Source organism: Microbacterium sp. NPDC087592 (assembly GCF_044743585.1).
Lineage (GTDB): Bacteria > Actinomycetota > Actinomycetes > Actinomycetales > Microbacteriaceae > Microbacterium.
Genome location: NZ_JBIUWT010000002.1, coordinates 484602 through 507768 on the forward strand (window position 1 = coordinate 484602; position 23167 = coordinate 507768).

Genomic DNA, 23167 nt, shown 5'->3' on the forward strand with positions numbered 1-23167 from the left:
CCGATCGGGGGAAGAAACGGGAGAGGGGCCGCGGATCGCCGCGGCCCGTCTCCCGTTCTCAGACGAGTGTGCGGCCGATGCTGCCGATCACGCCGTCGATGGGCTGACCCGAGGCGTCACGTCGTGCTCCGGCTTCAGGGAGCTTGCGCACGGCGCCGGTCGGGTCGACAGCCAAAGGCGGGTTCGGTCCCACCCAGGCGACGGTGAGCCGATCTTCGCCCTTCAGGAACGAGTGCGCGCGCACGCCGCCCGTCGCGCGGCCCTTCGCCGGGTATTCCGTGAAGGCCGAGACCTTCGCACGTCCCGGGTCCGTGCCGGGCAGGATGCTCTCGCCACCGGAGACCGTCGCCACGACGGCCTCCGCCGTGGGATCGACGACGCCGAAGAACAGCACGGTCGCACCGGAGCCGAGCTTGACACCGGCCATGCCGCCCGCAGGTGCACCCTGAGGGCGCACGTTCGCGGCGGGGAAGTGGAGCAGCTGGGCATCGCTCGTGACGAACACGAGATCGGAGTCGTCGCGGGCCTCTGCTGCTCCCACGACCGTGTCGCCGGGCTTCATGCCGATGACTTCGAGGTCGGGGCGCACCGGCAGCGACGACGGGACGATGCGCTTCACCGTTCCCTGCGCCGTCCCGAGGGCGATCGGCGTCTCGCTGTCGAAACGCACGAACCCGAGGATCCGCTCGTTCCTGGTCGTGATCCCGAGGTAGTCACGCAGCGGTGTCCCCGCAGCGAGCTGGACGGAGGTCGCGGGGACGGAGGGCAGGTCGACGGGGGAGAAGCGCACGACACGGCCGAGGCTGGTGAGAGCCCCGATCTCCGCGCGGACCGTCGTCTCGACCGTCGTCAGGATCGCGTCGTGCTTGCTGCGGCGTGCCGGAACCGTGAGCTCCTGTCCCTCACCGAGGTCGACCCGCACGGCGCGGCCCGTGGTGGAGAGGACAAGGGCCGTGGGGGCGTCGGCGATCTGCAGATCGACCGCTCCCTTGGTCGCTCGTGGCTTCGGGGGAGCGGCGTTCATCAGAAGCGTACGGCGCGGTGTGCCGTAGGCATCGGCCGCAGCATCGAGCTCCTTGGCGACCACGCCGCGCAGGAGCACCGGGCTGCCGAGCAGCTCACGGAGCGAGGCGATCTCCGCCAGCAGCGCATCGCGCTCGGTCTCGAGCTCGATGCGTGAGAACTTGGTCAGGCGCCGCAGTCGAAGCTCGAGGATGTACTCGGCCTGCAGCTCGCTCAGATCGAACACCGAGCGCAGACGTGTGCGCGCCTGCTCCGAGTCGTCGGAGGAGCGGATGACCTGGATGACCTCGTCGATGTCGAGGATCGCGATGAGCAAGCCCTCGACGAGGTGAAGACGTTCCTCGCGGCGCGCGAGGCGGTAGCGACTCCGCCGCGTGATCACTTCGAGGCGATGGCCCACGTAGACGCTCAGCATCTCCTTCAGGCCGAGGGTGCGCGGCTGGCCGTCGACGAGTGCGACGTTGTTGATGCTGAACGAGTCCTCGAGCGGGGTCAGGCGGTACAGCTGCTCGAGGACCGCGTTCGGGTCGAACCCGGTCTTGACGCCGATCGCGACGCGAAGCCCGTGGTTGCGGTCGGTCAGATCGGTGACGTCGCTGATCCCCTGCAGCTTCTTCGCCTGCACGGCGTCGCGGATCTTCTCGATCAGGCGTTCCGGGCCCACCATGTAGGGCAGCTCGGAGACGATGATCCCGGTGCGCCGCGGACCCAGGGGCTCGATCGACGTCTTACCGCGGACCTTGAGCGCTCCGCGTCCGTTCGCGTACGCGTCCTTGACGCCGTCGAGACCCATCAGGATGCCGCCCGAGGGGAAATCGGGACCGGGGACGAACTCCATCAGCTCCTCGGTGGTGGCATCCGGGTTCTCGAGCAGGTGGGTCGCGGCCGCCACGACCTCGATGAGGTTGTGCGGCGCCATGTTCGTAGCCATGCCCACGGCGATACCGCTGGCGCCGTTGACGAGGAGGTTCGGGAACGCGGCCGGCAGCACAGCCGGCTGCTGGAACTGACCGTCGTAGTTCGGGATGAAGTCGACGACATCTTCGTCGAGGTTCTCGGTGAGGGCGAGCGCCGCCGCGGCAAGCCTGGCCTCGGTGTACCGCGCAGCCGCCGGACCGTCGTCGAGGGATCCGAAGTTGCCGTGGCCGTCGATCAGGGGCACACGCAGCGCCCACTCCTGCGCGAGACGAACCAGCGCGTCGTAGATCGCGGAGTCGCCGTGAGGGTGGAGCTTTCCCATCACCTCGCCCACGACACGGGCGCTCTTGACGTGGCCGCGGTCGGGGCGCAGCCCCATCTCGGCCATCTGGTACAGGATGCGGCGTTGCACCGGCTTCAGACCGTCACGGGCATCGGGCAGAGCGCGTGAGTAGATCACCGAGTACGCGTACTCGAGGAACGAACCCTGCATCTCGGCGGAGAGATCGATGTCCTGGATGCGCTCCTCGACGGGCTCGGGCGGCGGGGTTTTCGGCATGGACTTCCTGAGGGCGTACGGGAGCCTGTGTCAGACTGGCTCGGATGTCCCTCATGCTACCGTCCGCGTCGCCCAGCGCCCGGAGCGTCGTCGGGGTGGCGGACGACCTGTTCGCCGCGCTCCGAGGCGGATCCGAGGTGCTTCCGCGTGCGGGCTCCGTCGTCCTCGTCGTCGTCGACGGTCTCGGGGCGATCAGCCTCCGCGCACATGCTGGTCACGCCCGCACACTGACGGCCGGCATGGCGAAGAAGGATGTCGCGCAGTCGGTGTTCCCCTCGACCACGGCCGCCGCACTCACCAGCATCGTCACGGGAGTGTGGCCGGGGGAGCACGGCCTCGTCGGCTACCGGGTGCTCGATGTGAACCGCGACGTGCTCGTCAATCAGCTCAGCGGCTGGGAGACCGACGGGATCGACCCGCTCACCTGGCAGCCGGTGCCGACCATCTTCGAACGGGCAGGTCGCGACGGACACGAGAGCTTCGCGGTCGGATTCGCCGGATACGCGCACAGTGGATTCACGAAAGCCACGCTCCGAGGCGCGGAGTTCGTCGCCGCGACCACGGCGGCAGCGCGCATCGAAGCCGCGTACACGCTCGCCCAGACCCACCCGGGATCCCTCGTCTATTGCTATCTGCCCGAGGTGGACAAGGCCGGCCACAAGCACGGGATCGCGTCTCGCGAGTGGGTCGCGGCGCTCGAGGACATCGATGCCGCTCTGGCCACGCGGGTGCCACCGGCCGTCGGGGTGCTCGTCACGTCGGACCACGGGATGGTCGACGTCGGAGCGGATCGCCAGGTCGTGTTGGAAGAGTCGCATCTGCGGGGCGTGCATCACGTCGGTGGCGAGCCGCGGATGCTGCACGTCTACCTCGACCCCGACGCCGACGCCGCGGCGGTCTCTGCTCGGTGGCGGGCGGATCTGGAGGGGGTCGCCGACGTCGTCACCCGCGAGGAAGCCACCCGCGGCGGACTGTTCGGCGCGACTGTCACCGCAGCAGCGTCGGCACGGATCGGCGACCTGCTCGCCATCGCCCGCGGCACCTGGGCCCTCTACGACGGCACTGCGGCCGACCAGCGCGGGCGCGGCATGATCGGGCAGCACGGAGCGCTCACGCCCGAGGAGCGGCAGGTGCCCCTGATCAGGCTCGGCGCGTTCGCGCGCTGACGCTGCCAGCGCGAACCGGCAGAGGAGCCGTCACTCCTCGGCGCCGCTCACTCGTCGGTGCGAGCTCCGAAGACGATCTCGTCCCACGAAGGCATGGCATTGCGGCGGCGACGGCGACCGCCGGAGTCGCCGGCGTCGGAAGGGGCGGCCTCGGCCGAAGGCTGCGCCGGCTCGGGCTCGTCATCGGGCTGCTCGAGGGCGTCGAACAGCGAGATCGGGTCGGAGTGCTCGTCATCGTCGGGCTCGTCGAGTAGCGGAGCGGTCTCGCGCTGACCGCGACGGCGACGGAGCGCCTCCAGCAGGTCGGCGGTCTCGGGGCTCGTGTTCTGTGCGGAGGGAGCGCGCTTGATGGCGGCATCCTGCGCGGCGATGTCGGAGCGCTCCGGGAGCGAGGGGTCTTCGAACTCCGCTTCCGGCGCCGGAAGCAGACGCGGACCGAAGGCGCCGGAGTCGAACCGGCTCTCGTCCTTGTAGGGGGAGTTGGTGCGTTCCGCATCCACGGCACGAAGGCGCGGGATGAGCCCTTCGGGCAATGATCCCTGGCGCGAGAGCTGGGTGGCGTCGGCATTCAGCGGCGAGAGAGCGCTGCGGCGAGGGTCGAAGCTCCAGCGGGCATCGTGGTCGACGTCGTTCGCCGTGAATTCGAGCTTGATCGTCCAGCTGGAATCCTCTTTCCAACTCGCCCACCGCTCCGCCGTCGCTGCGACCTCGGCGAGCTTCGCGCGGACCGCGACGCCGAAGGTCGGCTGGGCGTCTGGTTCGACCTCGCTGCCGATCAGCACGGGAACCGCGAGTGCCTGGCCGATGATGTGCTCGCGCTCGGCGAGGACCGGACCTTCGAAGCGGGCGACGTCGTCGACGCTGATTCCCAGCAGTTCGGCGACCTCGGGAGCCGTGAGTCCGGCGCGGATCTGCGCCTGGATGTCGCGCGGGCTCGCGGCGAGCTTCTGCGCGGTGGGCTCTGCCTGGCGGGTGGCGCGACGGATCTCACGCTGCAGCACGTCGTCGATGGGCAGCGAGAACCGCTCGCCCGACTCGGTCGCGAGTACGAGGACTCCTGCTTCTGTGCCGACGATGGTGACGTTTTCCATGCGAATGCCCCTCTGATGGGTGTCCGTTCATGGTGTCACGCATGCGGCGTCTGGGCCGGGAATACCCTGGGCGTGCCGTGAGTTTGCTCTGTCGCACGGACCGCATTTGCGTTATGTCTCCGGGTCGTGCAAACTATGGCCGCCGATACCCGACGGCGCACCACCCACTCGCACCATGAAAGTGGAGATCTACCGCATGGCAACCGATTACGACGCCCCCCGAAAGAGCGAAGACGACTCCGAGTCGATCGAAGCCCTCAAGGAGCGTGTGCCGGACAAATCTTCCGGCTCAAGCGGGGACGAAGACTCCGACAACCCGTCGAACTTCGACCTTCCGGGTGCCGACCTCTCCGACCTCGAGCTCGACGTCGTCGTGCTGCCCGCGCAGCAGGACGAGTTCACGTGCATGAGCTGCTTCCTCGTGAAGCACCAGTCACAGCTCGACCACGAGGGCGCATCCGGGCCCATCTGCAAGGAGTGCGCTGCGTAAGCAGTCCTCCGAGCGACGTCTCACGCGCCCCCGACCGTTCGGTCAGGGGCGCGCTGTCGTATGCGGGCGGGCCCGTCAGGAACGGGCAGCGCGGATGGCCGCCGCGAGTCGGTCCGGCGTTCGGGTCGAGATGCTCCACGTGTCGACCGGGTCGTCCGCGTCGAGATTCGGAACGACGACGATCCCGTCGATCCCGCCGCGGATCAGGTGCCAGCCGCGTGCGGGGAGACCGGGACCGCGTGCCTGTCGGGCTTCTTCGCCGACGAGCGCCAGCGGTTCGCCGAGGTGCTCGACATCGATGTGTGCGCGACCGGTGCGCAGGATGCGGCCCTCCACCGACACGACCGGCGTCGCCGCGATGAAGCCGAGCACCAGGAGCGCGGAGACGGCGGCGCCGACGATGAGCGCGAAGGTCGACCCGATGGGCACGAAGACGAGAGACACCATCGGTCCTGCCACCGCGACGGTGACCAGCAGCCAGAGGCTGGGCGAGAGTCGTTCGCGGTAGTGGACACGTGCGTCTGTGGCGGGGTTCTGCATTAGCCTCATGGGGTGACCGATTCCGTTGATGTCCCCATTATCGCTGCAGTGGTGCCCGGATACGCACATCCGGGCGATGCCGGCGCCGATCTGGTCGCGGCCGAGGCTGCGCATCTGGAACCGGGCGAGCGCGCTCTCGTGGCCACTGGAGTCCGGATCGCGCTTCCCGACGGATATGCCGCTTTCGTCGTTCCGCGCAGCGGGCTGGCGGCCAAGCACGGGATCTCCATCGTGAACTCGCCGGGGACGGTCGACGCCGGGTACCGGGGCGAGATCAAGGTGAGCCTGATCAATACCGATAACAGGAGCGCGTACGATGTGGCCGTCGGCGATCGCATCGCGCAGCTGATCATCATGCCGGTGACACGCGCCACGTTCATCTCGGTGGACGAGCTCCCGGACAGCGTCCGCGGCGCCGGCGGTTTCGGCTCCACCGGGTACCAGGCGGGGCTCACGCAGAACGAAGCGGGACAGAACAGATGACTGACAACAACGCGACCCCCTCCAAGTCGGCACCCGCGAACCGCGGCACCGACGGACCTTTCGATGACTCCGAGGCGAACCCGGTTCGCCCGTACATCGACCTGGGCGGGATCAAGATCCTTCCACGCGAGGGGCTGAACCTCCGGCTCGAGGTGGAAGAGCAGACCAAGCGTATCGTCGCCGTCGGCCTCGACTATGCGGAATCTTCGCTGCAGGTGCAGCCGTTCGCGGCGCCGCGCTCCGGCGGACTGTGGGATGAGACGCGCGTGCAGCTACGCGACCAGGTCAAGGCGCAGGGCGGCCGCGTCGAAGAACGCGACGGCCCGTTGGGCAAAGAGCTCCTCGCCGAGGTCCCGGCGACCGCGAGCGAAGGTTCCGGACTGCGCCTCGCCCGATTCATCGGCATCGACGGTCCCCGCTGGTTCCTTCGCGGCGTGATCGGCGGAGCGGGTGCGTCGGATCCCGAGGCCGGCGCCAAGGTCGAGGATCTGTTCCGCTCGATCGTCGTCGTCCGCGGTGGCTCTCCGATGCCCCCGCGTGATCTGATCCCACTCAAGATGCCGGCGACCCCGGGCTCCGCGTGAGCGTCCCCGAACCCGACCCGGAACGCGAGAAGAGCACCTCCGAGATCCTCGGGGCGGCTCTCGGCAGCGCCGCCCGCCGTGCCGGGCTCGACCCGGCGGAGACCGCCAGCACGCACAAGGTCGTCTGGTCGGCGATCGGCGGGGTCCGCGGCATCCTCGAATCGGTGCTGCCGAGCCTGGCCTTCGTGATCATCTTCACGATCCGCCCCGAGCCGCTGATCCTGTCGCTCGGTATCTCGGTCGGCCTCGCTGCGGTCTTCACGATCGTCCGCCTCGTGCAGAAGTCGCCGCCCTCCGCGGCGATCGGCGGACTCGTCGCCGCGGCCGCCGCGGCTGCGCTCGCGCTGTGGACCGGTCGCGGAGCAGACAACTTCGTCCCGGGTCTCATCACCAACGCGGTCTACGGTTCGGTCATCCTCGTGTCGGCCCTGATCGGGTGGTCGTTGATCGGCCTCGCGGTCGGTTTCCTGATGGGGGAGGGCACCACCTGGCGGAACGATCGGCGCAAGCGCCGCGCCTACTTCTGGCTCGGGATCGCGTGGGCTGCGCTGTTCTTCGCCAGACTCGCCGTGCAGCTCCCGCTGTACCTCGCAGGCGATGTGACCGCACTCGGCACGCTCAAGCTCATCATGGGCCTCCCGCTCTTCGCGCCGTTGATCGCGGTCACCTGGCTCGTCGTACGCGCTCTCCATCCGCGTGGTCCGTCGCGCGAAGACGCCGCCGAGGCATGATAGATTTATCTTGACATCAAGATAAATCGCAGGCTTTCGCCGGTGAGCTGCGCGGAGCAGACTGGTTAGGTCCGCCTTGCTAGCCGCAGGGGCTCGCTGGCGAGCAAGATGGAGGCGCCTGTCGCTCCCATCCGAATAGAAGGAGACGGATTCGTGTCCACGGTGAACAGCTTCGGTGCCAAGAGCACCCTGACAGTCGGCAGCACCGACTATGAGATCTTCCGCATCGACACGGTGCCCGGTTTCGAGAAGCTCCCCTTCAGTCTCAAGGTCCTCCTGGAGAACCTGCTTCGCACCGAGGACGGTGCGAATGTGACGAAGGCGCAGATCGAGGCGCTGGGTTCGTGGGATGCCGCGGCAGAGCCCAATACCGAGATCCAGTTCACGCCCGCACGCGTGGTCATGCAGGACTTCACCGGTGTGCCCTGCATCGTCGACCTCGCCACGATGCGCGAGGCCGTGACGGCCCTCGGCGGTGACGCGAACAAGATCAACCCGCTCTCGCCCGCCGAGATGGTCATCGACCACTCCGTCATCGCCGACCTGTTCGGCTCGGAGAACGCCCTCGAGCGCAACGTCGAGATCGAGTACGAGCGCAACGGCGAGCGCTACCAGTTCCTGCGCTGGGGCCAGACGGCCTTCAGCGACTTCAAGGTCGTCCCGCCCGGAACCGGCATCGTCCACCAGGTGAACATCGAGCACCTGGCCAAGGTCATCTACGACCGCGACGTCGACGGCGTGCTCCGCGCATACCCCGACACCTGCGTCGGCACCGACTCGCACACCACCATGGTCAACGGCCTGGGTGTGCTGGGCTGGGGTGTCGGCGGCATCGAGGCCGAGGCGGCCATGCTCGGCCAGCCCGTGTCGATGCTGATCCCGCGTGTCGTCGGTTTCAAGCTCTCCGGCGAGATCCCCGCCGGCGTGACCGCGACCGACGTCGTGCTCACGATCACCGACCAGCTGCGCAAGCACGGCGTGGTCGGCAAGTTCGTCGAGTTCTACGGTGAGGGCGTCGCCTCTGTGCCGCTCGCGAACCGCGCCACCATCGGAAACATGTCTCCCGAGTTCGGCTCCACGGCGGCGATCTTCCCGATCGATGACGTGACCCTCGAGTACCTGCGCCTGACCGGCCGCAGCGAAGAGGCCGTCGCGCTGGTCGAGGCGTACGCCAAGGAGCAGAAGCTCTGGCACGACGCGAGCGTCGAGCCGACCTTCAGCGAGTACCTCGAGCTCGACCTCGGCACCGTCGTGCCGTCGATCGCCGGCCCGAAGCGCCCGCAGGACCGTATCCTCCTCTCCGAGGCGAAGGCCCAGTTCGAGCACGACATCCTGGGCTACACGACGGCGTCGACCTCCGACGACATCGTCGACCTGGAGTCGAAGCACTCCTTCCCTGCATCCGACCCGGGCTCTGTCCCCGGCGAAGAGGAGCCGACCACGCGTCCGGTGCACATCAACAGCGGCGCTCCGGCGAACGCTTCGAAGCCCGTGCCGGTCACGACGCCGTCGGGGGAGAAGTACATCCTCGACAACGGCGCCGTCACGCTCGCCGCCATCACCTCGTGCACCAACACGTCGAACCCGTCGGTGATGATCGCCGCCGGTCTCGTCGCACGCAAGGCGCTGGAGAAGGGCCTGAAGCAGAAGCCGTGGGTCAAGACCACGCTCGGCCCCGGCTCGAAGGTCGTCACCGACTACTACGAGAAGTCCGGCCTGGACAAGGACCTCGAGGGCCTCGGCTTCTACACGGTCGGCTACGGCTGCACGATCTGCATCGGCAACTCCGGTCCTCTGATCGAAGAGGTGTCGGAGGCGATCAACTCCCACGACCTCGCCGTCACGGCCGTCCTCTCGGGCAACCGCAACTTCGAGGGGCGTATCAGCCCCGACGTGAAGATGAACTACCTCGCCAGCCCGCCGCTGGTCATCGCCTACGCGCTGGCCGGGTCGATGCACTTCGACTTCGAAAACGACGCGCTCGGCAAGGGCACCGACGGTGAAGACGTCTTCCTCAAGGACATCTGGCCGACTCCGGCCGAGGTGCAGGAACTCGTCGACTCCTCGATCTCGCGCGAGCAGTTCATCAAGCAGTACGCGACGGTCTTCGACGGCGACGAGCGCTGGCGCAGCCTGCCCACGCCGGATGACGCGATCTTCCAGTGGGACGAGAACTCGACCTACGTCCGCAAGGCGCCGTACTTCGAGGGCATGACGATGGAGCTCACCCCGGTGAAGGACATCGAGGGCGCACGTGTCATGGCGACTCTGGGTGACTCGGTCACCACCGACCACATCTCGCCCGCCGGAAACATCAAGGCCGGCACGCCGGCGGCCCAGTACCTCACGGAGCACGGCGTCGACCGCAAGGACTTCAACTCCTTCGGTTCGCGTCGCGGCAACCACGAGGTCATGATCCGCGGAACCTTCGCGAACATCCGTCTGAAGAACGCGATGGTCGCGGCCGTCAACGACGGACAGGTCGTCGAGGGTGGCTTCACGCGTGACTTCACGCAGCCGGGCGGCCCGCAGTCGTACATCTACGACGCGAGCATGAACTACCAGGAGCAGGGCACGCCCCTCGTCATCTTCGGTGGCAAGGAGTACGGCTCCGGTTCGTCGCGCGACTGGGCGGCCAAGGGCACGAGCCTGCTGGGCGTCAAGGCGGTCATCACCGAGAGCTTCGAGCGCATCCACCGCTCGAACCTGATCGGCATGGGCGTCGTCCCGCTGCAGTTCCCCGCCGGCGAAAGCTGGGAGTCGCTGGGCCTCGACGGCACCGAGATCGTCTCGATCACGGGGCTGGAAGAGCTCAACAACGGTGTCACGCCCAAGACGGTCAAGGTCACGGCCACCCCGAGCGAGAACTCGCCCGAAGGCAAGCAGCCGGTCGAGTTCGACGCGGTCGTCCGCATCGACACACCCGGTGAGGCGGACTACTACCGCAACGGCGGCATCCTGCAGTACGTGCTGCGTTCGCTGGTCTGATCGCACAGACGAAGGGACTCCGATCCATGGATCGGAGTCCCTTCGTCATGTCAAGGGGGGGGGCGGCGCTCACCGGGTTCTCCCCACCTGGCGCGGTAGGATCGACGGGCGTCCGCACCCTCGTCGGGCGCTTCTGGCGAAGCCTGTGAGGAGGCGCAGATGCCCATTCTTCCGAGCATCTCAGGACCCCGTGATCTGGACGCGCTATCGACCGTTCAACTGGAGGAGCTCGCCACCGAGATCCGCACATTCCTGGTCGAGAACGTCTCGCAGACCGGTGGTCACCTCGGCCCGAATCTGGGCGTCGTCGAACTGACGATCGCTCTGCACCGGGTCTTCTCGTCTCCGGACGATCCGTTCATCTTCGACACGGGGCACCAGTCCTACGTGCACAAGCTCCTCACGGGGCGCCAGGACTTCTCCGGCCTACGCGTGCGGGGAGGCCTCGCCGGGTATCCGCAGCGCAGCGAGAGCGCACACGATGTCGTGGAGTCGTCGCATGCATCGAGCTCGCTGAGCTGGGCGGACGGGATCTCCCGCGCACTCACCGCCACTGGTCGCGCGGATCGACATGTCGTCGCTGTCGTCGGCGACGGGGCCCTCACCGGCGGAATGACGTGGGAGGCGTTGAACAACATCTCCGATGACAACGACCGGAACCTCGTGATCGTCGTCAACGACAACGGTCGCTCATACGCGCCCACCATCGGCGGGATGTCGCGGTACCTGAACCGGGTGCGCACTGCGGCGGCATACAAGGATCTGCACCAGCGCTCCGACCGCCTGTTCCGTGCGTTCGGTCCTGTGGGCCGCGCGGTGTTCCGCGGGGTTCGCGGCGGAACCCACGGCTTCCTCTCCCGCTTCACCAACAATGAGGCGCTCTACTCCAACCTCGACATCAAGTACCTCGGTCCCATCGACGGACACGATCTCCCCGCTCTGCTCGAGACGCTCGAGCTGGCGAAGTCGTACGGCGCCCCGGTCATCGTGCACACGATCACCGAGAAGGGACGCGGTTACCAGCCCGCCCGAGACGACGAGGCCGACCAATTCCATGCGGTGGGGAAGATCGACCCCGCGACGGGTGAGACGCTGTCTTCCGGCGGTCGCGGCTGGACCGACGTGTTCTCGGACGCCCTCGTCTCGGTGGGGGAGCAGCGCAGCGATGTCATCGCGATGACGGCCGCCATGCTGCGACCGACGGGCCTCGCCCCGTTCGCCGAGCGGTTCCCCGATCGCGTGTACGACGTGGGGATCGCCGAGCAGCACGCGGTCGCCTCCGCCGCGGGGCTGGCATACGGCGGACTGCACCCCGTCGTCGCGCTCTACGCCACGTTCATGGGCAGGGCCTTCGATCAGGTGCTGATGGATGTCGCACTGCACCGTGCGGGCGTGACCTTCGTGCTCGACCGTGCCGGTGTGACCGGCCCCGACGGTCCGAGCCACCACGGGATGTGGGATCTCGCCATGTTGCAGATCGTCCCGCACATCCGCATCGCCGCTCCCAGGGACGGCGCGCGTCTGACTGAAGCGCTGAGCGAGGCCGTTCAGGTCGACGACGCGCCTACGGTCATCCGGTTCCCGAAGGGCGAGGTCGCCGCCGACCTTCCCGCCATCGAGCGCTTGAAAGACGGTGTGGACGTGCTCGCCCGGGGGGAGTCGGAGGACGTGCTGATCGTCGCCATCGGCCCGTTCGCCGAACTCGCGCTCGACGTCGCAGAGCGTCTTCGGGCGCAGGGCATCGGTGCCACCGTGATCGATCCGCGCTGGGCGATCCCGGTGCGACCGTCGGTGATCGAGCTGGCAGCACATCATCGTCTTGTGATCACCCTCGAGGACGGTATCCGCGTCGGCGGCATCGGCACGCGGGTGCGTCAGGTCCTGCGTGAGGCCGGCATCGACACGGCGGTGGACGAGCTCGGCCTGCCCGACGAGTTCATCGATCACGCCTCTCGGGACCAGATCCTCGCGGATGCGGGACTCACGGCGCCGAAGATCGCCCAGGACATCGTGTCGCAGGTGCTCGGTACCAGGATCCCGAAGGCGCGGGATGCGGGCGAGACGGGGACGATCGACCTGCCCCTCCACGAACGCCACTGATGCGCTGAAGGACCCGCCGGTCCGAATCGAGGGGGAGCGTCAGTTCAGGGCGTGCAGTGCGGCGACGGCCTGCGCGCCGCGATCCACGTCCCGGAGCGCCGTCGACATCAGGTATCCGTCGGTCAACGCGTCGCCGGTGACCATCACGCGCACGAGCTCCACCCCGCAGGCGCGACGGACCTCCTCGGCGCTGGCTGCGATCACGCGCGCGTTGATCTCGTCGTTGTGCGGCAGCTCCGTGCCGTCGAGGCCCCGGATGACGTCTCGCAGGGCAGCCCCGACGATGTTCGAGGCGCGTTCCTTGACGTTCACGACGTCGAGCTCGAACACCCGGAGATCGCGTCCCGTCGGTATCGGGCGCCATTCGAACGACGCGTGCACGCGATGCTGGTGTCCGCTCGCACCGCCCATCTCGCGGACGGGCAGGTCGGTCGCCCGGCAGCGCACATCGATGAGTCGATACCAGTAGAACAGGGGGAAAGCGCCATGTGAGCCGGGGTCGAGGACGACGACCTCCCCGACAGCCCCGCCGCGAGCGGTCGGACGGCGCTGCGGACGGTTGCGGATGATGGGCTTGCCGTTTCGGGTCCGGATCGCGGCCCAGCCTTCATCGACCGTGACGACGAAGAGCTTGAGGAGCGCGGGAAGGACCAGGAGCAGGGTGAGAACCGCGGTGCCGGTCTTCAGGAGCCCTGACATCCCCTTGCCGCCCAGCATCGTGAAGAGCATGTCCATGACACCACTGTGCCGGGTCGCGGCGTGCCGGCGCGCCATCGGGCGCCAGGGTTCGGGGGAGTTCATGCGCTGTTCGCCACGCGTTCTCCGGGTCGCTGTGCGGTGGATACGCGGCGGCTCGAAGCCGCCCGGGGACAGGCTCAGACGAGGTCGGCCACGGTACGGGCGACGACGGCCTCGACCCCGGCATGACAGCGTGCGCGATCGGCGTCCACGAGCCCGACACGCGTGCGGCGGTCGAGCACATCGTCGACGGTCATCGCCCCCTCGACCCGCACGGCGAACTCGACCTCGGCGGAGGTCAGCCCCGTCGCGTCGTCGAGCAGCTCTCCGGAGTCGGGCACCACGCGATCGACGAGCCGCACAGACGCCGTCCGACTCGGTGCCGCCTGGAGGCCGTGGGTCCGGGAGGCGAGATCGACGGCATCCTCGGCCATACGTCGATAGGTCGTCAGCTTTCCGCCGAGCACGGTGACGAAGCCTGAAGCGGATGTCGTCACCAGATGCCTGCGCGAGACGTCGGCGGTGGAGGCCGTGCGGCTGTCGACCAGCGGCCGCAAACCCGCGAACGCGCCACGCACCCGATCACGTCCGACCGGTGCCGTGACCACGCGGTTGAGGCTTCTCAGCAGGAAGTCGATCTCCGGCTCGGTCGGTTGAGCGACTCGGGGCACGGCACCGGGAGAGTCCTCGTCGGTGAGCCCGACGATCACGCGGCCGTACGCCTGCGGCAGCGCGAAGACGTAGCGGCTGATCGAGCCCTCGTGCGGAATCGTGAGTGCCGTCGACGAGATCCCGAGGTCGGCGGCATCGAGCACGATATGGGTTCCCCGGCTCGGACGCACGCCGATCGCCTCGTCGAGCGCGCCGGCCCAGACACCCGTCGCGTTGACGACGGCACGGGCGCGGATCTCGAACCGCTCGCCCGTGATGGTCTCTTCGACGGCGGCACCGGCTCCGTGCAGGGCTATGGCTCGAACCCGCGTGAGTATGCGGGCGCCGAGGGCCGCGGCCGTGCGGGCCACGGTCGCCACGAGGCGCGCGTCGTCGACCAGCTGGCCGTCGTAGGACAGCATTCCCCCGCGCAGACCATGACGATCGAGAGCGGGCACGAGCCGGAGGGCCGTGCGTGCCGTCACGAGGGTAGGGGCAGGCAGCACCGAGCGGGGTGTGCGTGCCCGCATCCGGAGCAGATCGCCCATTCCCATGCCGACGGCGCCCGCGGTGCGCTGCCGGAACGTCACGTCGCGGGAGAAGGGCAGGAGCTGCCCGAGCGGGCGGATCAGATGCGGGGCGATCGTGGTCATGAGGAGATGGCGCTCGTGTGCGCTTTCCCTCGCAGTCGCGACGTCACCCGTGGCGAGATAGCGCAGGCCGCCGTGCACGAGCTTCGAGCTGAAACGGCTGGTCCCGAAGGCGAGGTCCTCGGCTTCGATCAGTGTCACGGTGAGGCCGCGGGATGCCGCGTCGAGTGCGGCTCCCACGCCCGTGATCCCGCCTCCGACGACGAGCACGTCGACCTGCTCATCGGCCGCGTGCATGAGATCGATCCTCCGTCGCGCGACATTGAGCGCGGATGAATGCCCGGTCATGGGCGGAGCAGCCCGTCGAGTGCGGCTCGTAGCTCACGTTCCCACGCGTCTTCCGAGATGAGGTCGGCCACTGTTGCGTGGGAGAGGACGGCGGACTGCGCGATCAGCAACAGCATGACCGCGATCTCCTGCGGTGCGCCCTGTCTCACCGAGCCCCCGGTCTGTGCGGCGTCGATGGCGGTGGCGAGCCATCCGAGGATCAGGCGCTGGCTGGATCCGACCCGCTGCAGGGTGTACCGCGTGAAGGCTTCGGGCTCGTCGGCGAGCAGACGCCTGTAGAGGGTGTCGTTCCGGAACAGCATCGTGAAACGCAGCACGTCGTCGACGAGAGCGGTCCTCGTACGCGCATCGGCCGAGAAGGTCCGGAGTATGCCGTCGACGCGGCGCAGCAGAGCTGCTCTGACGACGTCGTCGGCATCGCTCCAATTGCGATAGATGGTCGGACGGCTGAGATCGGCGCGCCGGGCGAGCTCGGCGATCGTGACGCCGTGCACGCCCCGGCGCTCGATCAGCGCGTCGGCGGCATCGAGGATCCTCGTCTGCGTCGCGTCCCACAAAGGTTGACGTTCTTCCATGATGTGTCACACTGTAACGCATGGGCCAAGACAATGGCAGGGTCGATGCGGACCCGTCGATGAGATGGAACGGTTGGGGCGATCCGGCCAAGGCTAAAGAACTTCCCCTGCCGGTGCGCGCACTGCTGCCGATACTGCTCGGACGCGTACGCAGACCTGCAGCGGCCGTCGAAATCGAGGACGTGCGGTTGGCGCCATCACGGTTGACCGCTGAGGACCACGCCGCACTGTCCGCAGCTGTCGGCCCCGCGCACGTCGACGTCACGACAGAGGCACGCATCCGTCATGCCGGTGGGCGTTCGACGCCGGACCTCCTCCGTCGCCGTGAGCCCGATCAAGACGCCCCGGATGCGGTGGTTCGTCCCGCCCATCACGACGAGGTCCGGGCGTGTCTCGACGTCGCGGTCGCGCGGGGGATCGCGGTCATCCCGTTCGGCGGCGGTACGAGCGTCGTCGGCGCACTCGACCCGGAGCGGGGAGCGCATCATGCGGTCGTGAGCCTCGACCTCCGGCGTCTCAGTGGTCTCGTGAGGCTCGACGAGGTCAGTGGCGAGGCCGTGCTCGCTGCGGGGACGACGGGGCCGGAGGCGGAAGCGCTGCTGTCTGCGCACGGGCTCGAACTCGGACACTTCCCGCAGAGCTTCCGCTACGCGACAATCGGAGGCTTTGCCGCCGCACGCTCGTCGGGACAGAACTCGGCGGGGAACGGCCGCTTCGACACCATGGTGACCGGCATCAGAGTGGCGACCCCGACCGGCGACATCGAGCTCGGACGATCGCCGGGTTCCGCCGCCGGGCCCGACCTGATCCGGGTGTTCCTCGGGTCGGAGGGCATCTTCGGTGTCATCACCGAGGTGCGGGTGCGGGTGCATCCGATCCCGCGCGAGCGCGTGTTCGAGTCGTGGTCGTTCCCTGACTTCACCAGCGGGGTCGAGGGTCTGCGGCGAGTGGCGCAGCAGGGCAACGGCCCCACGGTCATCCGGCTGTCCGATGAGGCGGAGACGGCAGTGAGCCTCGCCCAGGTCGGCAAGATCGGGAAGGTCCTCGCGAAGGGCGCCAGCGTCGTCACCGTGTACGAGGGCGAGGGGATCGATGAACGCCGGACCCGTGTCAGCGCGCACCTCGCTGCCGCCGGTGGCATCTCGTCGGGGACGGGCCCGGCGGAGGATTGGCTGAAAGGCCGGTTCGATGGTCCCTACCTGCGGGATTCACTGCTCGACGCCGGGGTCTTCTGCGAGACGCTGGAGACCGCGACGACCTGGACGAATCTGCAGACGCTGCGGTCAGCCGTCGAGACGGCGCTCAAAGGCGGCTTCTCCGCGGCCGGGGCGAAATCGTATGTCATGTGCCACGTGTCGCACATCTACCCGACCGGAGCGTCGCTCTACTTCACGGTGCTCGCCGGCGTCCGGGCCGATCCGCTCGGGGCGTGGGAACTCGTCAAGGCGCGAGTCAACGACGCGATCATCGCCGCCGGCGGCACGATCAGCCATCACCACGCGGTCGGTCGGGATCACGCCCCCTGGCTGAGTCAGGAGATCGGTGAGACCGGTATGCGCATCCTCTCGGCGATCAAACGCGAGCTCGACCCGGCGGGCATCCTGAACCCCGGCGCCGTGATCCCCCTCGAACGGAACGACTGACGTGGCCGCGCACATCGCGGTGCTCGCGAATCCGTTCTCCGGCAAGGGCCGGGGCGGGAGAGCAGCCGACGCCGCCGTCCTGCACCTCCGAGATCGCGGTGCCGAGGTGCGTGCCTACGCGGGCGCGTCCGCGGCCGATACCGCCCGGCTCGCCGTCGCAGCTCTGGTGGACGATCCGCGTGCACTGGTGGTGGTCGGCGGCGACGGCACGCTGTCGGGCATTCTCGACACGGTGTGTGCGTCAACCGTCCCGGTGGTCCTGATTCCGGCCGGCACGGGGAACGACCTCGCACGTGCTCTCGGATTGCCGCGAAACGATGCTGCTGCCGCCGCGGAGCTCGCACTCAGGGGCGTGCCACGACGGATAGACGTCGGTGAGGTCACGACGACAGGTGGAAGACGGAAGTTCCTCACGATCGCGGCGTTGGGATTCGATGCGAAGGTCAGCGACCGCACCAACCGGCTCCGTTGGCCTCACGGCGCACCGCGCTACTACCTCGCCCTGCTGATCGAACTCGTGCGTCTGCGACCGATGGACTTCACACTCTCCGTCGACGGCGAAAAGCCCACGCGATCATCCGGCACGCTCATCGCCGCCGGCAGCACATCGAGCTACGGTGGCGGTATGCCGATCTGCGCGGGCGCAGTGCCGGACGACGGGCTGCTCGACATCGTGCACGTCGCTCCGCTCGGCCGACTGCGGTTGCTGCGGCTCTTTCCGCTGCTGCTGCGGGGGACGCATCTGAGTCGACCGGAGGTCGTCCATCGCCGAGCACGCACCGTGACGGTCGCGGCGCCCGGCCTCGTGGTCTACGCCGACGGTGAGCGGATCGGTGAAGATGAATGCACGATCGCGGTGCTGCCCGGAGCGCTGACGATGCTGGTCCCGGGGGAGAGCGATGACTGACTTCGACGAGGACGTCGTGATCGTCGGCTCCGGGTTCGGCGGCTCCGTCGCCGCGCTGCGACTGACGGAGAAGGGGTACCGGGTGCGCGTCTACGAGGCCGGCCGCCGCTTCGAGGACGAGGACTTCGCGAAGACGAGCTGGAATCTGCGTCGCTACCTGTGGGCGCCGATGCTCGGATGCTTCGGCGTGCAGCGCATCCATCGCCTTCCCCACGTGATGATCCTGGCGGGTGCGGGCGTGGGCGGCGGGTCGCTCAACTACGCCAACACGCTCTATCAGCCGGGCCCCGCCTTCTTCCAGGACGTGCAGTGGCGGGGTATCGCTGAGTGGGAGTCGGAACTGTCGCCGCACTACGTCACCGCGAAGCGGATGCTCGGCGTCGTGGAGCACTACCCGCACACCGGACCTGTCGAGCGGATCATGGCCGGGGCTGCCGAGGATCTGGGGGTCGGCTCGACTTTCCGGCAGGCCCCCGTCGGGGTGTGGTTCGGGAAGCCGGGGGAGCGTGCGCCCGACCCGTTCTTCGACGGCCAGGGACCGGACCGCACCGGCTGCACACTCTGCGGCAACTGCATGGTGGGCTGCCGCGTGGGCGCGAAGAACACGCTGATGAAGAACTACCTCGCTCTCGCGGAGCGTCGAGGCGTCGCGATCGAGGCGCTGCGCACGGTGACCGAGGTGCGTGAACTCCCCGGCGGCGGTTTCACGGTCACGACGCAGCAGAGCGGTGCCTGGTTCCGTCGCGCGCGCCAGACGGTGACGGCAGAGCAGGTCGTGTTCGCCGGCGGAACCTGGGGCACGCAACAGCTGCTGCACCGGATGAAGGCGTCGGGCGCGCTGCCACACCTCTCCGATGCCCTGGGGCGTCTCACCCGTACCAACTCGGAAGCACTCGACGGCGCGGTGGCGACGAGGGTTCCCGAATCCCTGCAGCTCGCGCGAGGCATCGCGATCACCACCTCGTTCCACGTCGATGAGCGCACCCACGTCGAGAACGTCCGCTACGGCCCGGGTTCGAACCTGATGGGTGCGCTGGCGACCGTACTCGTCCCCGGCGATCGTCGCCTCGGCGTGCGTCTGCGCAGCTTCATGACACAGGTGCTCCGCTCTCCGGTACGGCAGTTCCGTCTCGGGAACCTCAGACGGTGGAGCGAGCGCGGAATCATCGCACTCGTGATGCAGACGGCGGACAACTCTCTGACCCTGTCCCTGCGCAGGCGCTTCGGTCGACTCGTGATGACCAGCGCACAGGGACACGGCGAGCCGAACCCGAGCTACCTCCCTCAAGCGCACAGCGCCGCTGCGGCGATCGCGGCCCGGGTCGAGCAGGAGGGGGGAGAGCCGGCGGAGGCACGCGGATCCTGGCCGGAGGTCTTCGGCATCCCGCTCACCGCGCATTTCCTCGGCGGTGCGGTGATCTCTGCTGCGCCCGAAAACGGCGTGGTCGATCCCTATCACCGCGTCTGGGGGTATCCGGGGTTGCACGTGGTCGACGGTTCGGCTGTGCCGGCGAACCCCGGCGTGAACCCGTCGCTCACGATCACCGCTCTGGCCGAACGGGCTCTTTCGTACTGGCCGCGTCGCGGCGAAGCGGACACCCGCCCGTCGCCGTAGGCGGCTGCCTCCGGAGACGACGAAGGGGCCGCATCTTCCGATGCGGCCCCTTCGGGGATGATGATCAGCGGTGCTCGACGCCCCGGATCTGCGGCGTGTGGAACGAGCCGCCGAAGGCCCGCTCGGAAGCACCTTCGCGGTCGAGATACGGCGACGCACCACCGTCGATGAACGGCCAGCCGGCACCGAGGATCAGGCAGAGGTCGATGTCTTCGACCTCGGGCACCACACCCTCGTCGAGCATCAGCTTGATCTCCTGTGCGAGGCCGTCCTGCACGCGCTGCAGGATCGTCACCGCGGAAGCGGGAGACTTGCCCACGGCGGGCTTCAGGACCTTCTCGGCCTGCTTCGTCCAGCCGATGACGCGCCCGCCCTTGTCCTTCTCCACGACCGCGTCGAGCTCGGCGAGAGCGTGGAAGTTCTCGTTCGCGTAGAACCGGTCGGGGAACGCCTGCACCATCGTGTCCTGCACGTGAGCGGCCACCTTCCAGCCGACCAGGTCGATCAGCTGGAACGGACCCATCGGCAGACCGAGCGGACCGAAGGCCTTCTCGACATCCGCGATCGGAGTGCCTTCGTAGACCGCGCGAGCGGCCTCGCCCATCACCTTGGCGAGAAGGCGGTTCACGACGAACCCGGGCGCATCAGCGGTGAGGACCGCGTTCTTGCCCAGGCTCTTCGCCACGACGAACGCCGTCGACAGTGCCGCCTCCGACGTGGTCGGCGTCTTCACGATCTCGATCAGCGGCATCACCGCGACCGGATTGAAGAAGTGGAAGCCGACCAGACGCTCGGGGTGTGCGAGCTTCGAACCGATCTCCTCGACCGACAGCGACGAGGTGTTGGTCGCGAGGATGGCATCTTCGGCGATGATCTGCTCGATCTCCCCGAACACCTGCTGCTTGACGCCGACCTCTTCGAACACGGCCTCGATCACGAAGTCGCAGTCCGCGTAGAGGCTCTTGTCGGTGGTGCCGGTGACGAGGGCGCGCAGCTTGTTGGCGGAGTCGGAGTCCAGACGACCCTTGGCCTCGAGTTTGCCGATCTCCTCGTGGATGTAGGCGACGCCCTTGTCGACGCGCGCCTGGTCCAGGTCGGTGATGAGCACGGGCACCTGGAGCTTGCGCACGAAGAGCAGCGCGAACTGGCTCGCCATGAGGCCGGCGCCGATGATGCCGACCTTGGTGACCTTCTTCGCGAGCTGCTTGTCGGGAGCGCCGACGGGTCGCTTCGCCCGCTTCTGCACCAGATCGAAGGCGTACATCGACGCGGCGAACTGGTCGCCCGTCACGAGTTCGGCGAGAGCTTCGTCCTCACGGGCGAAGCCCTCGGCCTGGGTGCCGCTCTTCGCCTTGTCGAGCAGTTCGAGCGCGGCATAGGGCGACTTGGGCACGCTGCCGATCTTCGACTCGAGCATGCCACGCGCCATCTTGATGGCGATCGGCCACTTGGTGAGGCGCTCGATCTTGCCGGGCTCGTTCTTGCGCTCGACCTTCTTGCCGCCGAGGACCGCATCCGCCCAGGACAACGAGTCCTCGAGGTAGTTGGCAGCGGGGAAGATCGCATCGAAGATGCCCAGATCGAACGCCTGCTGCGGCTTCAACATGCGGTTCTGCTTGAGCGGGTTCGAGATGACGACCTCGAGCGCGTTCTCGATGCCGATCAGGTTCGGCAGCAGATAGGCGCCACCCCAGCCGGGGATGATGCCGAGGAAGACCTCGGGGAGTGCGACGGCCGCGGCAGAGGAATCGACCGTGCGGTAGCTGGAGTTCAGCGCGATCTCCAGGCCGCCGCCCAGGGCGAGGCCGTTCACGAAGGCGAACGACGGCACCCCGAGGTCACCGAGCTTGCCGAGCACCTTGTGGCCGAGCTGCGCGATGAGGCGTGCGTTGTCGCGCGATCCCACCTTGCTGATGTCGGACAGATCGGCGCCGGCCGCGAGGATGTACTGCTTGCCGGTGATGCCGACGGCCTGGATCTCGCCGTTCGCCGCACGTGCCTTGAGACCGTCCAGGGTCTCGCCCAGCTGCGTGAGAGTGGCCGGCCCCAGCGTGTTCGGGCGCGTGTGGTCCCGGCCGTTGTCGAGCGTGATCAGGGCGAGTACCTTGCCCGAGGCCAGTCGGATGTCGCGCACAGGCGACTGCGTGATGACCTCGCCCTCGGTGAGCGCCTGGATGGGGGAGAAGTCGATGTCGTCGTAGTTCGTCACGTTCGCGCTCACTTCTTCTTCTTCTTGCCGTCGTAGTGCGGGTTCTCCCAGATGACCGAACCGCCCTGGCCGAGGCCGACGCACATCGCGGTCAGACCGTAGCGGACGTCGGGGCGCTCGGCGAACTGCGCCGCGAGCTGGATCATGAGACGCACACCGGATGCCGCGAGCGGGTGCCCGAGCGCGATCGCGCCGCCCCACTGATTCACGCGGGGATCGTCGTCGGCGATGCCGAAGTGGTCGAGCAGCGAGATCACCTGGATGGCGAACGCCTCGTTCAGCTCGAACAGGCCGATGTCGGCGATCGTCAGACCGGCCTTCTTGAGGGCCTTCTCGGTCGACGGGATCGGGCCGATGCCCATGATCTCCGGCTGCACACCGGCGAAGGCGAAAGAGACCATCCGCATCTTCGGTGCAAGCCCGAACTCCTTCACCGCGCCGCCGCCGGCGAGCAGCGACATCGTCGCGCCGTCGGTGAGGGGGGAGGAGGTGCCCGCGGTGACGCGCCCGTGCGGACGGAACGGCGTCTTCAGCGCCGCGAGGTCCTCCATGGTGGTCTGCGGGCGACGACCCTCGTCCTCGGTGGCAAGACCCCAGGCGCCGTCGGCACCCTTGGTGGCCACAGACACGAGGTCGGGCTGGATCTTGCCGGCGTCGTACGCGGCCTGCACCTTGTGCTGGCTGAGCATGCCGAACCGGTCGGACCGCTCCTTGGTGAGGTGCGGGAAACGGTCGAAGATGCGCTCGGCGGTGACACCCATGTTGAGCGCGCCGGGATCGACCATCTTCTCCGCGACGAAGCGCGGGTTCGGGTCGGCGTTGCCCCCGATCGGGTGATGACCCATGTGCTCGACACCGCCGGCGAGGGCGAAGTCGTACATGCCGACGCCGATCGAGGCGCCCATCGTGGTGACGCTGGTCATCGCGCCGGCGCACATGCGCTCGACGGCGAGTCCGGGGACGGTCTGCGGCAGCCCCGCGAGGATCGCCACCGAGCGACCGAGGGTCAACCCCTGGTCGCCGGTCTGGCTCGTCGCGGCGATCGCCACATCGTCGATGCGGTCGGCCGGGACGGCAGCGTTGCGCTCCATCAGGCCGATGGTCGCCTTCACGGCGAGGTCATCCGCGCGGGTGTTCCAGTACATGCCCTTTTCGCCGGCGCGCCCGAAAGGGGTGCGTACTCCATCGACGAAGAAGACGTCCGAGATCTCGGCCACT

At 68.2% G+C, this 23167-nt stretch carries 18 protein-coding genes; 10 read left to right on the plus strand and 8 right to left on the minus strand.

Going from position 1 to position 23167, the window contains the following annotated elements:
* Positions 1-58: 58 nt before the first annotated feature.
* Positions 59-2500 (minus strand): DNA topoisomerase (ATP-hydrolyzing) subunit A, encoded by a 2442-nt coding sequence (locus ACIOTO_RS15265; protein ID WP_400858475.1) that lies wholly within the window; start codon positions 2498-2500, stop codon positions 59-61.
* Positions 2501-2544: 44 nt separating this feature from the next.
* On the opposite strand from ACIOTO_RS15265, the gene ACIOTO_RS15270 reads away from it, so the two are divergent.
* Positions 2545-3666 (plus strand): alkaline phosphatase family protein, encoded by a 1122-nt coding sequence (locus tag ACIOTO_RS15270; protein ID WP_400858476.1) that lies wholly within the window; start codon positions 2545-2547, stop codon positions 3664-3666.
* A gap of 47 nt (positions 3667-3713) precedes the next feature.
* On the opposite strand, the gene sepH is transcribed toward ACIOTO_RS15270, so the two are convergent.
* Positions 3714-4757 (minus strand): septation protein SepH, encoded by a 1044-nt coding sequence (gene sepH, locus ACIOTO_RS15275; protein ID WP_400858477.1) that lies wholly within the window; start codon positions 4755-4757, stop codon positions 3714-3716.
* 196 nt (positions 4758-4953) lie between these two features.
* On the opposite strand from sepH, the gene ACIOTO_RS15280 reads away from it, so the two are divergent.
* Positions 4954-5247 carry a DUF4193 domain-containing protein gene (locus tag ACIOTO_RS15280; protein ID WP_029263263.1) on the plus strand — a complete coding sequence of 98 codons (294 nt, stop codon included), beginning with the start codon at positions 4954-4956 and terminating at the stop codon, positions 5245-5247.
* Positions 5248-5322: 75 nt separating this feature from the next.
* Here ACIOTO_RS15280 and ACIOTO_RS15285 read toward each other — a convergent pair whose 3' ends face one another.
* The gene (locus ACIOTO_RS15285) at positions 5323-5787 is read right to left on the minus strand and encodes a DUF3093 domain-containing protein (RefSeq protein WP_400858478.1); all 465 of its coding nucleotides are present in this window, start codon (positions 5785-5787) and stop codon (positions 5323-5325) included.
* A 12-nt stretch (positions 5788-5799) separates the two neighbouring features.
* On the opposite strand from ACIOTO_RS15285, the gene dut reads away from it, so the two are divergent.
* From dut to dxs, 5 genes are all read left to right on the plus strand, one after another.
* Positions 5800-6270, plus strand: a complete 471-nt coding sequence (dut, locus tag ACIOTO_RS15290) for a dUTP diphosphatase (protein ID WP_400858479.1) — start codon at positions 5800-5802, stop codon at positions 6268-6270.
* Complete coding sequence (locus tag ACIOTO_RS15295; RefSeq protein WP_029263266.1) at positions 6267-6854, plus strand: DUF3710 domain-containing protein; 588 nt, start codon at positions 6267-6269, stop codon at positions 6852-6854. Before dut ends, ACIOTO_RS15295 begins: the two co-directional genes overlap by 4 nt.
* On the plus strand, positions 6851-7585 hold the full coding sequence (locus ACIOTO_RS15300) for a DUF3159 domain-containing protein (RefSeq protein ID WP_029263267.1): 735 nt from the start codon (positions 6851-6853) through the stop codon (positions 7583-7585). The genes ACIOTO_RS15295 and ACIOTO_RS15300 overlap by 4 nt, the downstream gene beginning before the upstream one ends.
* Before the next feature lie 153 nt (positions 7586-7738).
* Positions 7739-10573, plus strand: a complete 2835-nt coding sequence (locus ACIOTO_RS15305; protein ID WP_105710030.1) for an aconitate hydratase — start codon at positions 7739-7741, stop codon at positions 10571-10573.
* A gap of 159 nt (positions 10574-10732) precedes the next feature.
* Positions 10733-12673, plus strand: coding sequence for a 1-deoxy-D-xylulose-5-phosphate synthase (gene dxs, locus ACIOTO_RS15310; RefSeq protein WP_029263269.1), 1941 nt, complete (start codon positions 10733-10735; stop codon positions 12671-12673).
* A 39-nt stretch (positions 12674-12712) separates the two neighbouring features.
* On the opposite strand, the gene ACIOTO_RS15315 is transcribed toward dxs, so the two are convergent.
* The 3 genes from ACIOTO_RS15315 to ACIOTO_RS15325 all read right to left on the minus strand — a co-directional run bounded on the left by ACIOTO_RS15315 (position 12713) and on the right by ACIOTO_RS15325 (position 15575).
* On the minus strand, positions 12713-13408 hold the full coding sequence (locus tag ACIOTO_RS15315) for an SPFH domain-containing protein (protein ID WP_029263270.1): 696 nt from the start codon (positions 13406-13408) through the stop codon (positions 12713-12715).
* A gap of 140 nt (positions 13409-13548) precedes the next feature.
* A complete protein-coding gene (locus ACIOTO_RS15320) occupies positions 13549-14949 on the minus strand; it encodes a glycerol-3-phosphate dehydrogenase/oxidase (RefSeq protein WP_400858480.1) in 1401 nt (466 codons plus the stop codon).
* A gap of 47 nt (positions 14950-14996) precedes the next feature.
* Positions 14997-15575 carry a helix-turn-helix domain-containing protein gene (locus tag ACIOTO_RS15325; RefSeq protein ID WP_400858481.1) on the minus strand — a complete coding sequence of 193 codons (579 nt, stop codon included), beginning with the start codon at positions 15573-15575 and terminating at the stop codon, positions 14997-14999.
* Positions 15576-15595: 20 nt separating this feature from the next.
* On the opposite strand from ACIOTO_RS15325, the gene ACIOTO_RS15330 reads away from it, so the two are divergent.
* Genes ACIOTO_RS15330 through ACIOTO_RS15340 form a run of 3 tightly spaced genes read left to right on the plus strand, consistent with a single transcriptional unit; the run spans position 15596 to position 19740 of the window.
* Positions 15596-17218, plus strand: coding sequence for an FAD-binding oxidoreductase (locus tag ACIOTO_RS15330; RefSeq protein WP_400858483.1), 1623 nt, complete (start codon positions 15596-15598; stop codon positions 17216-17218).
* Between the two features lies 1 nt (position 17219).
* Positions 17220-18125 carry a YegS/Rv2252/BmrU family lipid kinase gene (locus tag ACIOTO_RS15335; RefSeq protein ID WP_400858484.1) on the plus strand — a complete coding sequence of 302 codons (906 nt, stop codon included), beginning with the start codon at positions 17220-17222 and terminating at the stop codon, positions 18123-18125.
* Positions 18118-19740: an FAD-dependent oxidoreductase gene (locus ACIOTO_RS15340; RefSeq protein WP_400858485.1), complete on the plus strand. Its 1623-nt coding sequence runs from the start codon at positions 18118-18120 to the stop codon at positions 19738-19740. The genes ACIOTO_RS15335 and ACIOTO_RS15340 overlap by 8 nt, the downstream gene beginning before the upstream one ends.
* Before the next feature lie 64 nt (positions 19741-19804).
* Here ACIOTO_RS15340 and ACIOTO_RS15345 read toward each other — a convergent pair whose 3' ends face one another.
* Together ACIOTO_RS15345 and ACIOTO_RS15350 are read right to left on the minus strand one after the other, a co-directional pair.
* Complete coding sequence (locus ACIOTO_RS15345; RefSeq protein WP_400858598.1) at positions 19805-21949, minus strand: 3-hydroxyacyl-CoA dehydrogenase NAD-binding domain-containing protein; 2145 nt, start codon at positions 21947-21949, stop codon at positions 19805-19807.
* 8 nt (positions 21950-21957) lie between these two features.
* Complete coding sequence (locus tag ACIOTO_RS15350) at positions 21958-23166, minus strand: thiolase family protein (protein WP_400858486.1); 1209 nt, start codon at positions 23164-23166, stop codon at positions 21958-21960.
* Position 23167 lies beyond the last annotated feature (1 nt).